Origin of the sequence: Cellulosimicrobium sp. E-16, from assembly GCF_049913115.1 — a bacterium.
In the GTDB taxonomy this organism is placed as follows: Bacteria; Actinomycetota; Actinomycetes; order Actinomycetales; family Cellulomonadaceae; genus Cellulosimicrobium.
Genome location: NZ_CP183974.1, coordinates 863495 through 875528, shown reverse-complemented (window position 1 = coordinate 875528; position 12034 = coordinate 863495). Strand labels below are relative to the sequence as shown.

Genomic DNA, 12034 nt, shown 5'->3' with positions numbered 1-12034 from the left:
ACCATGGTCCCTGTCGGCGGCGGGTGCGCGCTTCGTAACCTGGGTGCGGCGCCGAGCCGGCAGCGCGCCCACCCTGTCGGCCGGCGCCACCTTCTGCCCGCCCGCCCGGGCGTCCCCCGACCCGGCGGGGCCCCGCGGACCCGAGGACCGCCCGTGACCGGAACGACCACCGCCCTGACGGACGACGCGCGACCGGGCGACCGGACGCCGTCGGGCACGGAGCGTGTGCAGGACGCGGCGTTCGACCCGTTCGCCCGCCCGACCGGCTGGACCCACTCCCGCGGCGTGCTGTTCGGCGAGATGCTGCTGTTCGGCCTGCTCAGCCTCACCGCGGCGTTCGTGCTGTCGTACGACGCCGTGCTCCTCGCCGCCAACCCCACCGCCACGCTCGCGTGCGACGTCAACACCGTGCTGTCGTGCGGGACGGTCGCCCAGTCGTGGCAGGCGCAGGTGTTCGGTTTCCCCAACGCGTTCCTCGGCCTGGTCGCAGAGCCGATCGTCATCACGACGGCGGTCGCTGCGCTCGGCGGCACGCGGTTCCCCCGCTGGTTCCTCTTCGCCGCGCAGTGCGTGTACTTCCTGGGCGTCGTGTTCGCCTACTGGCTCTTCTACCAGTCGATGTTCGTCATCGGCGCGCTGTGCCCGTGGTGCCTGCTCATCACGGTCTCGACGACGCTCGTCTTCGCGTCGCTCCTGCACTGGAACGTCCTGGAGGACAACCTGTACCTGCCGCGGGCCGCGCAGGCACGGATGCTCGGCTTCGTCCGCTCAGGGGCCTACGGGTACCTGGTGGCCGCGTGGCTCGTGGCGCTCGCGATCCTCGTGGTGCTCAAGTACGGCCCCGCGCTGCTGGCCTGACGGCCCCCGTGCGGCGGGCCTCGCCGAACACGGCCCTGCACGCCACCGAGCACGAGGTTGCTCCCGGACAGAGGACGGGGACGACGGCAACCTCGTGCTCGGCGATCGGACGGTCGGGGACCGTCAGGGCGGGTCAGGGGGTCGTGGCGCCCAGCGAGTAGGCGCCCGAGCCTGCGTACGCGTGCACGACGAACCGGTAGTAGCCCGCCGCGCCGTTGTACGTCAGGGACTCGTTCGCCCCCGGCGACGTGGACTGTGCCACGCTCGACCAGGTCGACCCGTTCCACCGCTGGAGATACAGGTCGTAGTCGCTCCCGCTCGGGCCCGTCACGCACGCGCGGTGGGTCCCGGACGTCGCGGCCGTGTAGTACGAGCCGTTCGGCTGGACGGCCGTCGCCCCGGCGGAGAGCGTCCCGGAGTACGTCCGGGCGTGGCCGGTGCAGCCCGTCGGGGGCTCGGGGTCGCCGCCCCCGCCGTCGCTCGTGACGAGCGTGAGCCCGTACGCGGACAGGATCTCGCCGACGGGCTGGAAGTAGGTCGTGCCGCCGGAGCTGCAGTTGCCCGACCCGCCCGACGTCACGCCCTGCGCCTGGTTGCCCGCGATGAGCGACCCGCCGGAGTCGCCCGGCTCGGCGCACACGTTCGTGCGGATGAGCCCGGTGACGGTCCCCTGCGGGTAGGTGACCGAGGCGTTGTACGCCTGCACCGTCCCGCAGTGCCAGCCCGTCGTGGAGCCCGACCGGCACACCGACGCGCCGACCGGCGCCTGCGTCGCCCCGGCCACGGCCACGCGGCCGCCCGCGTAGTTGTTCACCGCGCCCACCGGCGTGTTGCCCGCGTCGACCTGGACCCAGGCGTAGTCGTTGCCGGGGAAGCTCGACCCGCGGAACGTGCCGGCCGGGCCGGACGTGCGCGCGCCGGTCGAGCCGCAGTGCCCGGCGGTGACGAACCCGCCCTGGACCGCGAACCCGACGGAGCACCGGCTCCCGCCGCCGATCGTGTAGGCGTTCCCGCCGACGACGTCGATCAGCGGGCGCGGGGTCTCCGCCGTCTCCTCGTACGCCACCGCGTCCGCGGGCACGCCTGCCGCGGCGACCTGCGCGGCGACGTCGGCCTCGCCGCCGTCGCGCACGGAGACGACGACGCGGTTGCGCGTCACGTCGACGTACCAGCCCGGCAGCGCCGCCGGGTCGTCGGCGAGCGCGCCGTCGAGCGTCGCCCGCCAGGTCTCGAGGTCGGCGAGCGTGTGGTCCACGCTCACCGCGGTGGCGCCCTCGGCCCGCACCGCGCGGGCGTCGGCGGCGTCGGTGACGCCGACGTAGAGGACGTTCGCGGCGTCGTCGACCCAGGCGCCCGCGTAGTCGGCACCCAGTCGGTGCTCGAGCGCCGCCTCGGTGCCCGCCGCGTCGGACTGGAAGGCGAGCCGCGTCCGTGCGTCCCGCGCGCTGAGGCCCAGGTCGCGCTGCAGCGCGCGCTCCAGGCCGGGGGTCGTCTTAGGGGCCGCGCGCACCGTCGCGCGCTGGTCCTCGGGGGCGGGCGTGCCCGCGACGGCGTGCGTCGCGGCCGCGCCCGTCAGGAGCGTCGCGGCGGCGGTGACCGCGGCGATCCTCCTGCGGAGTGGTCGTGTCATGTCGTCCATTCCCTTCGCCGGGCCCGGGTGGCCCGGTCGAGGGCCACGCTAGGGAGGCGTCCAGGGCGCGCCCAGATCACGGTCAGGTCATACGCGGGCGCTATGTGCGGGAGCGCCCCTACGCGATCTCCACCGGGTGCTCGGCGCGCCAGCGCCGGTAGCGCGGCGAGCGCTGCACCGCGTCGCGGTGGGCCCCCGCGGCGGCGCGCGCGATCACGTCCACCGGCAGGCGCTCCGCCGCGTCGCGGCGCCACCCCACGTGGTGCGTCCAGCGCAGCGGAGCCCCGTCGAGGGCGACGGTCCGCACGCCCGGCGCGTCGAGCAGCACGGGCTGGACGAGCGCGACCGCGTGGCCGCCGCGCACCTGGTCGATGCACGACGTCCGGTCCGACTCCCCCATCGCCCGCGGCGTGAAGCCCGCTCGCACGCACGCGCTCACGAAGCACCGCTCGAAGCACCCGCTGCCCGGAGCCGTGAGCCACAGCGCGTCGGCGAGCTCGCCGAGCCCCACGGCGTCCCGCGCCGCGACGGGGTGGTACTCGTCGACGAGGACGAACACGGGATCCGTCGACACCGCCGTCCACACGAGTCCTCCGTCGGTCGGCGGCGACGCGTCGTCGCACATGCCGACCAGCGCGACGTCGAGGGTCCCGCTCGCCAGCCGCTCCGCCGTCTCCTCGACGGACCACGACGTCGCCGTGGTGACGAGGAGGTCGTCGACCTCGAGGGCCGTGGGCAGGGCCGCGTGCAGGCGGCTCGCGAACAGCCCGCCGATCGCGGAGCTCACCGTCCCCACGCGGACGGACCCCGCCGTCGCCCGGTCGCTCACGTGCCGCCGCGCGTCGTCGACGAGCGCCGCCATCGCGGGCAGCACGACGCGCGCGTGGCGCAGCACCAGCTCGCCGAGCTCTGTCGGGCGCGCCCCCTGGCGGTCGCGCGTGAACACGCACCCGCCCAGCGCGCGGTCGATCCGGTTGAGCTGGGCGGTGAGGGCGGGCTGGGCGAGACCGAGCGACGCCGCCGCCTTGGTCACGCTGCCCGACTCGGCCACCACCACGATCATGCGCAGGTGACGCACCTCGAGGTCCATGCGACCTGAACGTATCGGTGCGGCCCCGCCCTGTCTCGCGGCGGTCCCGCCGGCCTCGGGGACGGCGCGAGCGCATAGGCTGCCCCCGTGAGCGCCGACGACGACGCAGGCGTCCCCCCGACCCCGGGCTCCCGTGGTCGTGGCGGCCGTCGCCGCCAGGAGATCCTCGACGTGGCTGCGGCAGCGTTCGCGACGCGCGGCTACCACGGCGCCTCGCTCGCCGAGATCGCCGACGAGGTGGGGATCTCCGCGCCCGCGATCCTCCACCACTTCCGGACCAAGGAGGGGCTGCTCACCGCCCTCCTCCACGCGCGCGACGCCGAGGACGCGGACGACGGCGACGACGGTCCCGCCCGCGCGTCGTCCCGTCCGCACGGGCTCGCGTACCTCGACCACCTCGTCGACACGGTCGCGCGCAACGTCGCGCGGCCGGGCATCACCCAGCTCTACGCGGTCCTCTCGGCCGAGTCCGTCACCGACGGGCATCCCGCGCAGCAGTGGTTCCGCGACCGCTACGTCGGCCTGCGCGCCCTGGTCGAGCGCGCGCTCGAGGAGGCCCTGGATCGCGGCGAGGTACCCGTGGGCACCGACGTCGAGCAGGCCGCGGCCGCGATCGTCGCGGTCATGGACGGGCTCCAGGTCCAGTGGCTCCTGGACCCCGACCGCGTCGACATGGTCGCCGTGACGCGACGCACGATCGACGCGCTGCTCGCCGCGCTCGGGGCACCGTCCCGGGCCGGCCTGGACGACCCGGCGACCGGGGTCTGAGGCCCGGCGCGCCCGACGACGCGGGGTGACCGCGACCCCCGCGCTACGCGGCAGGAGCGAGGAAGCCGTCGCGCACGAGGCCCCGCACCGCGGGCAGCAGCTCGCCGGCGAGGTCGGCCGCGGGCACCTCGAAGAGGGCGGCGATCGCTCCTACGAGCTGGCCGACCGTCAGCTCGCCGTCGCTCGCGCCGACGAGCGCCGCGAGCCCGGTCGAGGCCTGGACGGCCCGGCCGAGCCCGTCGCCCTGCCGGAGCAGCACGACCGTCGGGTCCGCAGCGCCCGGAGTGTGGAACCGTTCCTCGGTCACGTCGGCCGCGACGACGAGGCGCGCACCGGCGAGGGCGTCGTCGTCACGCGCGGTGAGCCAGTCGTGCGCCGCGAGCGACGCCGCGAGGTGCGCGCCGAGCGGCTGACGGACGGGACCCGTGTGCTCCTCGAGCCGGTGCAGCGTCGGGCGCGCGCCGTCGAGCGGGCGCCTCAGGGTCACGATCCCGAAGCCGACGGCCTCCACGTCGCGCGCCGCGAAGTCGTCGAGCCACGCGGCGTAGGCAGCGGCCCAGGCCGCGGGCTCCCGCTCCGGGGTCGTGCCGCCGTCGCGGATCCACGTCTCGGCGTACTCGGCCGGGTCCTGCACCTCGCGCTGGACCACCCAGCCGTCCAGCCCCGCCGCGTCGAGCCACGCCCCGACGCGCTCGTCCCACGGGACGCCGCGCCGGTGCTCCCAGTTGCCGAGGAGCTGCGCCACGCCACCCGGCGCGAGCACCGCGCCGACGCCCGTCACGAGGTCGCGCACGACGTCGTCGCCCGCCCGCCCGCCGTCGCGGTACTCGTACTCGGGCAGGGCGTCCGCACCGTCGCGCCCGACGCGCGGGGTGATGACGAACGGCGGGTTCGACACGACCAGGTCGAACCGCTCGCCCGCCACGGGCTCGAGCATCGACCCCGCGCGGAGCTCGATCGGCGCGCCCGGCCCCGCCACCCCGGCGTCGGGCACCGTGCTGATCGCCGCGTTGAACGCTGTGTTGAACGCTGTGTTGAACGCTGTGAAGCCCAGGGCGCGGCGCGAGATATCGGTGCCGACGACCGACCGCGCGTGTCGCGCGGCGTGCAGGGCCTGGATCCCGCAACCCGTCCCGAGGTCGAGCACGCGCCCGACCGGGGTGCGGACCGTCACCTGCGCGAGCGTCAGGGACGCCCCGCCCGCGCCGAGCACGTGGTCCGGGGCGAGCCGTCGACCCGTCGCGAGCTCGCCCAGGTCCGACGACAGCCACCACGTCACCGGACCCGCCGCGTCCGACGCCGCGTACGGCCGCAGGTCCACGACGGCCCGCACGGCGTCGTCGTCCGCCGCGCCCGCGGCCTCGACCAGACCGAGCCGCCGCGCGCCGTCGACCCCCGTGCGCCCGAGCGCCGCGTCGAGCGTGGCGCGCGGGACGTCGTCGCCCAGGAGGAACAGCGCGGCCAGGGCGGCCACGGGGTCGGAATCGCGGCCCCGCAGCGCGCGCCGCGCCGGCACGGCCTGCTCGCGGTGCAGCGCGGCCGAGGCCACCGGGCCGAGCACCCGCTCGACGCCGTCGACCGTGAATCCCGCCGCCGCGAGGTCCTCGCGCAGCGTCGCCGCGGCCTCCGCGAGCTCCGCCGATGCCAGGCCCGCACCGGGCGGGGGCGGGCTCACGACGGCGTCCGACCAGGCGGGCGCGGCGGAGGCAGGGGCGGCGTCGGCGGGAGGCATAGGTCCATCCTCGCGGATCCGTCCGGGGACGGTCGGTCCTACCCCGGACGCACCGGACCCCGGCGCGCCGAGGCGGGCCGGGGTCCGGGTGGGTGAAGGGTCGGTCAGCAGTTCTGCGTGCCGTACACCGCGACGTTCTGCGCGGAGGTCTGGAAGGTCTCGTCGGTCATGGCCGACGTGATGGCGGACATGTCGGCGCTGGCCGGGTCCTCGACCGCGGTCTTGAGGGTGTCGGTGAGCTGGCGGAAGACGCCGGTCACGTTGTCCCAGTCGGCGCTGATCTCGGCGGGAGCCTCGGCGGCCTCGAGCGACGCGGTGAACGTCTCGAACTCGGTCACGGCACCGGCCGGGTCGCTCGTGTCGATCGACCCGAGCGAGCTCTGGGCGTCGATGAGGGTCTCGTACGCGGTGCAGAAGTCGCCCGACGCCTCGGTGTCGCCGGACTCCTCCTCCGTGGGCTCCTCCGACTCGGTGGTGTCGCTGGCCTCGTCCTCGGCCGGGGTCGTCTCCTCCGACGCGGTGGTCTCGGAGTCGGTGCTCGCGTCGTCGCCCGAGCCGCTGCAGGCGGCCAGGCCGAGCACCAGCAGGGCGCTCGTCGCGAGGGCGGTCGTGCTCTTGGTGATCGTCAGTCGGTTGCGCATGGGACCCATGGTTTCCCATGCGGGCGCCTCACGCGCCCCCAAATCGCCGAGGTGGGGACCCCTCCCCATGTGTCGAGCGCCACCGGGTGAACTTCGTGGGCCCGACGGTCTAGCGGGTGCAGCCGGCCCGGAAGAACTCCGTGACCGCCTGCGACGACGATGTGAGCGCGCCCGTGTCGATGCGCCGCCCGACGCGGTCGATCGCCCGGGACAGCTCGCCCGTGTCGCGCGCGCCGGTCGCCTCGACCTCGTCGGCGATCATCGTGAGATAGGTCGTCACGACGGCCCAGTCCCGGGCGATCTCCTCCGGCGGCGTGGTCCCCGCGAGCGTGTCGCGCGCGGTCGTGAACCCGTCGACCAGGGCCTCGGGGTGCTCGACGGTGAGGTTGACCTGCGCCTTGGCCGCGGCCCCCCACGCGACCTCCGCGTCCCGGCAGACCGGGTCGACGGCGGTCGGGGCGGCGGGGTCCGCCGTCGCGCCGTCTCCCCCGTCCCCCGGCTCGGACGCTCCGTCGTCGGGCACGGCCCCCGGGGTGTCCGCACCGCCGCCGTCGTCCACCGGGGCGGCGTCGTCGTCCTCCGCCGCGGCGGGCGGGGACGGCGCGGCGGCGGGCGCCGCGTCGGGCAGCGACACGACGTCGAACGCGCCGCTCGCGACGACGGCGAGGCAGAGCCCGGCGACGACGGCGAGGACCGCGGCGTGTGCCACGACGCGCACCGGTGATTGCATGGCCCTATGATGACGCCTCGCCCGCGCGAGGCGAACCCCGCGAGCCGTCCCGGCTCACGGGGTCCTGGCCTGCCGCTCGGCGTCGGCCCGCCGTCAGCCCATCGTGTTGACGATGAGCCCGATGTGGGTGAAGAAGTTCATGGCACCGAACAGCAGGAACGCCACCCCGGACAGGCCCCAGGCCCACCCGATGACGGTGCGCACGGCGCGGCGACCCGAACGCACCGCGAACGGGAAGAGGATCGCCCCGACGCCGACGAGCGCGATGAGCCCGGACATGAAGGTCGCCTCGACGAGCGGGTAGGCGGCGAACGCGCCCGAGATGGGCTCCTCCGGCGGCGCGGCGAAGAGCTGGTACGTCACGCCCGCGATCGCGATGGCGACGAGCCCGAGGCCCATGCCGAGCACGAACACCGAGACGGGACGGGCCACGGCCTGAAGGTGCTCGGTCGCGTCCGCGCGCTCGAGCGCCGCCCGGCCCCGGGTCCACAGGTAGAACGCCGCCGCGAGCAGCAGCACCCCGAACGCGAGGCTCGTCTCGCCGAAGATGATGTTGTCGAACGGGAAGCCACCCGCGGCGAGCGGCCAGGTGAGCGTCATGTGCAGCCCCGTCGCCGTGAGGATCGTGCCCAGCACGCCGAACGCGAGCGACCACCCCTCGACGACGACCTTCCCCGGCGACCGCAGCAGCTCCCGGCCGAGCATGACGAGCAGGATCAGCCCAGCGCCGACAGCGACGGACATCACGGTGTTGTAGGTGGGCATCTGCGCCCAGTCGATGACGAGCCCCTCGGCGGCGACCATCTCTGTCCACTCCTCGTTCGTTCCCACGAGCCGCACTCGCGACTCGAGGGCAATAACCATACGCACGTATAGGTTATTCCTCGCCCACTACGCCCGATCCGTTCGCGCTGCCGAAGCAGGAAGATCGTGGCGCTGCTGCTCGACGGCGAGTCCCGCCTGCCCCGCCGAGAGAGAACCGCACGCCCGCGAAGTAGAACCAGGGTCATCCGACGTAGAACCCAGGTCGCGCGAAGTAGAACCGTGGTTGCACGAGGTAGAACCGTGGTCGTGCCCGGCGGCGAGGTCGCCCGCCGCAGCCGGATGGTCGGTCGACCCGCGCCGGCCCTGCGCTGGCCCGCGCGAGGCACCTCACGGCACGGCAACGGACGAATCGACACCGCGGGTAGTCGCCCGGCCGAGCGGAGACCAGGGCGAGTCGACGCCGGTCGGGGTGGGTGGTGGTGCCGCGTCGTGGCGGGCCTGGCGGGAGCCGCGAGGAACGAGCGGCGGATGGTAGACGCGGCACCACCACCCACCCCGACCACCCCACCCAGCCCCACGCCGTCGAGCACAAGAACCACGGCTCTACCTCGCGCGACCACGGCTCTACCTCGGCCAGCCAGGGTTCCCCCTCGCCCGACCAGGGTTCACCGTCGTCGACTCCGAGCGGGCGGTGTCGGCGTCACTACGATGGCCCCGTGGACGACGGAGCGGGCACCATCGACCGGGCAGCGCAGCGCGACGGAGAGAGCGCCGTGGCCGGGACGACGCGCGGGACGCTCCACGACCCGGCGCACGGCGCGCGGGCCACGGTGCAGGGGCGCAGCGCGCAGCGGCAGCGCGCGATGGTCGAGGCCGCGGCGCACCTGCTCATCGAGGAGGGCTTCGGTGCCGTGACCCATCGCCAGGTGGCGCGCGCGGCGGGCGTGCCGCAGGGCTCGGCGTCGTACTACTTCCCGACGAGCGCATCGCTGGTCTCGACGGCGGTCGAGGCCGCCGAGGACGTCCGCGCGACGGCGGCGCAGGTGCGGGCGGACGCGCTGTCACGGGAGTCTCGTTCGAGCGCGGCGACGGCGCGCGAGCTGATCGAGACGTTGTACGCGCCGCACGTGGACGACACGGTGGTCGACGTGCGGCTGGACCCGATGCTCACGGCGATGCGCGACCCGGCGCTGCGGCCGATCATGCGCGCGTCGCGGCCGCGTCTGCTCGCCGCGGCGCGGACCGTGCTGGACGCGTCGGGGCACGCGCACGTGACGGACGTCGACCTGGTGGCGCACGTGGTCGACGCGGCGCTGCTCTCCGCGGCGGCGGCGGAGGACGGCCGCGTGCTGGACCATGCGACGGAGACGGTCGCGCGCTTCCTGGACCACTGGCACTGAGGCTTCAAACTTACTTACCGGTTATTCAGTTTTACCGGTAGAGTGGCCGCGCCCGGGCTCCCGAGCGCGTCGGTGGCGACCCCCCCGACCCGCACCGCCCCGGGCGACCGTCGCCGTCGCCGTGGAAGGACCGTCCGTGAGCACCCTCCCCTACCTCGACCCCGCTCTGCCCGTGGCCGACCGCGTCGAGGACCTCCTCGCGCGGATGACGCTCCCCGAGAAGGTCGGGCAGATGCTCCAGCTCGACGCGCGCGACGGCATCGGGCCCGCGGTCCTGGACAAGCACGCCGGGTCGCTGCTGCACACCTCTCCGCAGAACGTGGTCGAGGCGCACGCACTCACGACGCAGACCCGCCTCGGCATCCCCCTGCTGGTCGCCGAGGACTGCATCCACGGCCACTCCTTCTGGGTCGGCGCGACGATCTTCCCCACGCAGCTCGGCATGGCCGCCACGTGGGACCCCGAGCTCGTCGAGCAGGTCGCCCGCGCCACGGCGGTCGAGGTCGCCGCGACCGGCATCCACTGGACGTTCTCCCCCGTGCTGTGCATCGCGCGCGACCTGCGCTGGGGGCGCGTCGACGAGACGTTCGGCGAGGACCCGTACCTCATCGGCGAGCTCGCGTCGGCGATGGTCCGCGGGTACCAGGGCGACGGCCTCGCGGACCCGACCGGGATCCTCGCGACCGCCAAGCACTTCGCCGGCTACTCCGAGACGCAGGGCGGCCGCGACGCGAGCGAGGCCGACATCTCGCCCCGCAAGCTCCGGTCCTGGTTCCTGCCCCCGTTCGAGCGCGTCGCGCGCGAGGGCTGCGCGACGTTCATGCTCGGCTACCAGTCCATGGACGGCGTGCCCGTCACCGTCAACGGCTGGCTGCTCGACGACGTCCTGCGCGGCGAGTGGGGCTACACCGGCACGCTCGTCACCGACTGGGACAACGTGGGCCGCATGGTCTGGGAGCAGCACATCCAGCCCGACTACGTGCACGCCTCCGCCGCCGCCGTGCGCGCGGGCAACGACATGATCATGACCACGCCGAAGTTCTTCGAGGGCGCGCTCGAGGCGGTCGCCCGCGGCCTCGTCGAGGAGGCCGCGATCGACGCGGCCGTGCGCCGCATCCTCACGCTCAAGTTCCGGCTCGGCCTGTTCGAGGACCCGCGGCGCCCCGACGTGGCGCGCCAGGAGGCCGTCATCGCCTCGGCGGAGCACACCGCCGTCAACCTCGAGGTCGCGCGGCGCTCCCTCGTCCTGCTCGCGAACGACGGCACGCTCCCCTTCACGGGCGGGCGAACGGTCGCCGTCGTCGGGCCCAACGCGGACGACGACCACACGCAGCTCGGCGACTGGGCCGGCGCGTCGGGCCAGGCCGACTGGCTGCCCGACGGCCACCCGCGTGAGATGACCACGACCGTCCTCGACGGCTTCCGCGCCCTCGTCCCCGAGGGCTGGACCGTCACGCACGCACGCGGCGCCGACATCCTCACGCTCGAGCCCGACCCCGAGGGCGAGCTGTTCCCCGACGGCCAGCCCCGCCCGCAGGTCGTCGTGCCCGCCGAGCCCGACGACGCGCAGATCGCCGAGGCCATGGCCGCGGCGCGCGACGCGGACCTCGTCGTCGCCGTCGTCGGCGACCGGATCGAGCTCGTCGGCGAGGGCAAGTCGACCGCGACGCTCGAGCTCGTCGGCGGCCAGGTCGCCCTGCTCGACGCGCTCGTCGCGACCGGCACGCCCGTCGTGGTCGTCGTCGTCGCGTCGAAGCCGCTCGTCCTGCCGCCGTCGGCGCACGAGGCGGCCGCGATCGTCTGGGCCGCGAACCCGGGCATGCGCGGCGGCCAGGCCGTCGCCGAGCTCGTCCTCGGGCAGATCGAGCCCGAGGGCCGGCTCCCGATCTCGTTCGCCCGGCACGCCGGCCAGCAGCCCACGTACTACAACGTGGTCCGCGGCCAGCACGGCGACCGGTACGCCGACCTCACGCAGAGCCCCGCGTTCGCCTTCGGCGAGGGCCTGAGCTACACGACGGTCGACTACGCGGACCTGCGCGTCCTGGGCTCGGTGCACGGCCCCGACGACGTCGTCCGTGCCCAGGTCACGCTGACCAACACCGGCACGCGGCCCGTCCGAGAGACCGTGCAGGTCTACGTGAGCGACACGGTCACGTCCGTGACGTGGGCCGAGAAGGAGCTCAAGGCGTACCGCAAGGTCGCGCTCGCCCCCGGCGAGTCCGCCGTCGTCGACCTCGAGGTGCCCGTCGCGGACTGCACGCTCGTCGACGCCCAGGGCCGGCGGGTCGTCGAGCCCGGCGAGTTCGAGCTCCGCGTCGGCCCGTCGTCCCGCGAGGACGCGCTCCTGCGCGCTCCCTTCACCGTCAAGGGCTGACCGCGACGCGCCGAGGGCGCCCGGGTCGGAACGTCCCGGGCGTCCT

Annotated in this window: 10 protein-coding genes; 4 read left to right on the top strand and 6 right to left on the bottom strand. The window is 74.9% G+C overall.

Translation table 11 applies throughout. The annotated features are described in order from the left end of the window. Positions 1 to 153 precede the first annotated feature (153 nt). A complete protein-coding gene (locus ACN9MS_RS03900; protein ID WP_426310807.1) occupies positions 154 to 858 on the top strand; it encodes a vitamin K epoxide reductase family protein in 705 nt (234 codons plus the stop codon). A 133-nt stretch (positions 859 to 991) separates the two neighbouring features. Here the strand turns inward: ACN9MS_RS03900 and ACN9MS_RS03895 are convergent, their stop codons facing one another. Together ACN9MS_RS03895 and ACN9MS_RS03890 are read right to left on the bottom strand one after the other, a co-directional pair. Beyond that, positions 992 to 2488: a S1 family peptidase gene (locus ACN9MS_RS03895; RefSeq protein ID WP_426310806.1), complete on the bottom strand. Its 1497-nt coding sequence runs from the start codon at positions 2486 to 2488 to the stop codon at positions 992 to 994. Between the two features lie 118 nt (positions 2489 to 2606). Continuing rightward, positions 2607 to 3578: a LysR family transcriptional regulator gene (locus ACN9MS_RS03890; protein ID WP_426310805.1), complete on the bottom strand. Its 972-nt coding sequence runs from the start codon at positions 3576 to 3578 to the stop codon at positions 2607 to 2609. A gap of 87 nt (positions 3579 to 3665) precedes the next feature. On the opposite strand from ACN9MS_RS03890, the gene ACN9MS_RS03885 reads away from it, so the two are divergent. Beyond that, positions 3666 to 4346 (top strand): TetR/AcrR family transcriptional regulator, encoded by a 681-nt coding sequence (locus ACN9MS_RS03885; protein WP_426310804.1) that lies wholly within the window; start codon positions 3666 to 3668, stop codon positions 4344 to 4346. Between the two features lie 43 nt (positions 4347 to 4389). Here the strand turns inward: ACN9MS_RS03885 and ACN9MS_RS03880 are convergent, their stop codons facing one another. The 4 genes from ACN9MS_RS03880 to ACN9MS_RS03865 all read right to left on the bottom strand — a co-directional run bounded on the left by ACN9MS_RS03880 (position 4390) and on the right by ACN9MS_RS03865 (position 8253). Then, positions 4390 to 6078, bottom strand: coding sequence for a DUF7059 domain-containing protein (locus ACN9MS_RS03880; protein WP_426310803.1), 1689 nt, complete (start codon positions 6076 to 6078; stop codon positions 4390 to 4392). Positions 6079 to 6182: 104 nt separating this feature from the next. Next, a complete protein-coding gene (locus tag ACN9MS_RS03875; RefSeq protein WP_426310802.1) occupies positions 6183 to 6719 on the bottom strand; it encodes a hypothetical protein in 537 nt (178 codons plus the stop codon). A gap of 109 nt (positions 6720 to 6828) precedes the next feature. Beyond that, on the bottom strand, positions 6829 to 7449 hold the full coding sequence (locus ACN9MS_RS03870; RefSeq protein WP_426310801.1) for a hypothetical protein: 621 nt from the start codon (positions 7447 to 7449) through the stop codon (positions 6829 to 6831). Positions 7450 to 7542: 93 nt separating this feature from the next. Next, the gene (locus tag ACN9MS_RS03865; protein WP_426310800.1) at positions 7543 to 8253 is read right to left on the bottom strand and encodes a DUF981 family protein; all 711 of its coding nucleotides are present in this window, start codon (positions 8251 to 8253) and stop codon (positions 7543 to 7545) included. A gap of 677 nt (positions 8254 to 8930) precedes the next feature. Here ACN9MS_RS03865 and ACN9MS_RS03860 point away from each other — a divergent pair. Further along, positions 8931 to 9614 carry a TetR/AcrR family transcriptional regulator gene (locus ACN9MS_RS03860; protein WP_426310799.1) on the top strand — a complete coding sequence of 228 codons (684 nt, stop codon included), beginning with the start codon at positions 8931 to 8933 and terminating at the stop codon, positions 9612 to 9614. A 136-nt stretch (positions 9615 to 9750) separates the two neighbouring features. Next, complete coding sequence (locus tag ACN9MS_RS03855; RefSeq protein WP_426310798.1) at positions 9751 to 11988, top strand: glycoside hydrolase family 3 N-terminal domain-containing protein; 2238 nt, start codon at positions 9751 to 9753, stop codon at positions 11986 to 11988. The last annotated feature ends 46 nt before the right edge of the window (positions 11989 to 12034 follow it).

Bases quoted from the DNA above. Each gene is read 5' to 3' on its own strand.
- ACN9MS_RS03895 (WP_426310806.1), bottom strand. From the start codon at position 2,488: ATGACACGACCACTCCGCAGGAGGATCGCCGCGGTCACCGCCGCCGCG.
- ACN9MS_RS03890 (WP_426310805.1), bottom strand. From the start codon at position 3,578: ATGGACCTCGAGGTGCGTCACCTGCGCATGATCGTGGTGGTGGCCGAG.
- ACN9MS_RS03880 (WP_426310803.1), bottom strand. From the start codon at position 6,078: ATGCCTCCCGCCGACGCCGCCCCTGCCTCCGCCGCGCCCGCCTGGTCG.
- ACN9MS_RS03875 (WP_426310802.1), bottom strand. From the start codon at position 6,719: ATGCGCAACCGACTGACGATCACCAAGAGCACGACCGCCCTCGCGACG.
- ACN9MS_RS03870 (WP_426310801.1), bottom strand. From the start codon at position 7,449: ATGCAATCACCGGTGCGCGTCGTGGCACACGCCGCGGTCCTCGCCGTC.
- ACN9MS_RS03865 (WP_426310800.1), bottom strand. From the start codon at position 8,253: ATGGTCGCCGCCGAGGGGCTCGTCATCGACTGGGCGCAGATGCCCACC.